Here is a 1,388-nt window from a genome sequence, read left to right on the forward strand (position 1 = left end):
TAAGTATATATTAAGTATTACTTTTTATATACTTATTATATATTTTACATATATAAATTCAAGAAAAACAAACTATATATTATATTTTTTATCTAATAATTAACCTAAAAATTTTGCTATTGAGTAAAATTCACATAAAAACAAAGCACCAGGATACCCATTCCCAGTGCTTTCTCATAATTCTCATATTCCCTTATACCAAATCATAATAAATTATGATTTTACTGTTTTATTGCACCATATAATCATCTTTTTTATTTATAGTATACGCTGAATCTCCCACAACTAAAGTCACAGAGTTCTTGGTTTAACTAATAAAATTCATTCCATCAATACAATCATTTTTAGAATATATATTATATTTTATAATATATTATATATTATATAATATATTATATAATATATTTCTTATTATATTAATTTATGTATTTTATATTGTATTGTTTTTTATATTTTGTTATATATTGGATAATACCTCTGACAATATACTATCAAGTAACTTAGATGATGATATTTTTTTTGTTTTGCTATGTGTCTTAGCTTTTCTACATTATCTTTTTTTAGATAAAATGTATAATTAGATGATACTTCTTTATTCTCTATATTTGATAAAATATTTTTTAAGCTAAGATTTTTTCCTGTTTCTTCTTGCTCAACTTTTTGCTCTATATTCTCATGTTTATTTTCTACTTCTTTTTTATTTATTTGATTCTGCTGATATTCAGCAGCTTGTTTAAATCTATTTCCCATATTATAAAATTCCTTTCTTTTTTAATTCTTTAGCAACTTCTCTTATTTCAATGCAAGCTTGATGTTTTTCAGCTGTAATATTAACTGGTTTATGACTTAAGCTAGTTTCTTTTAACTTTATACTTCCCGGAATAGGTGTATCAATTAGTATATTTTTTAATATTGGTCTTATGTCAATATTTAGGGCACAAGACCAGGCTATAAATTTTTTCACTATTGTCAAGCCTTTTTAAAAAATTTTTTGTTATTTTTTTATTTCTCTTAAGTTGACGACATTAGCCGTTCAGACTGTTTGTTGGCTTATCGTGAGATTTGAATATTCCGGTTAAAATTACCATTAGTCTCTCCTTTTTACTGAAAAATGGTATAAGAAAAGCACCTCCGAAGAGATGCTTTAGCTTAATGATTCCCTTAAAAGTGCAACACAAACAAGGGAAAACAAAACTTTAAAGGGATTACTTTAATCTGTAATAACAGGTTCCTTTACCTTTGCCTTCTTTTTTTATTTCGCCTAATGAAATAAGATCTCTAAATGCTTTTTCTATTGAGCTGTTGCTAAGGGTAGGACAAAGTTCCCGAATATCCTGTTTATTGAAACGACCTATCTTATACATGCTTGCCTGTCTTACCATTTCAAG

At 25.5% G+C, this 1,388-nt stretch carries 2 protein-coding genes and 1 pseudogene; all 3 read right to left on the reverse strand.

Annotated features, from left to right (window positions below):
• Positions 1–447: 447 nt before the first annotated feature.
• The gene (locus ACWI69_RS12155) at positions 448–750 is read right to left on the reverse strand and encodes a hypothetical protein (RefSeq protein WP_448822097.1); all 303 of its coding nucleotides are present in this window, start codon (positions 748–750) and stop codon (positions 448–450) included.
• 1 nt (position 751) lies between these two features.
• Positions 752–964 carry a ParA family protein gene (locus ACWI69_RS12160; protein ID WP_448822098.1) on the reverse strand — a complete coding sequence of 71 codons (213 nt, stop codon included), beginning with the start codon at positions 962–964 and terminating at the stop codon, positions 752–754.
• Positions 965–1,205: 241 nt separating this feature from the next.
• Positions 1,206–1,388, reverse strand: a pseudogene (locus tag ACWI69_RS12165) (hypothetical protein); the annotation flags it as partial.

This window comes from Cetobacterium sp., from assembly GCF_977044495.1.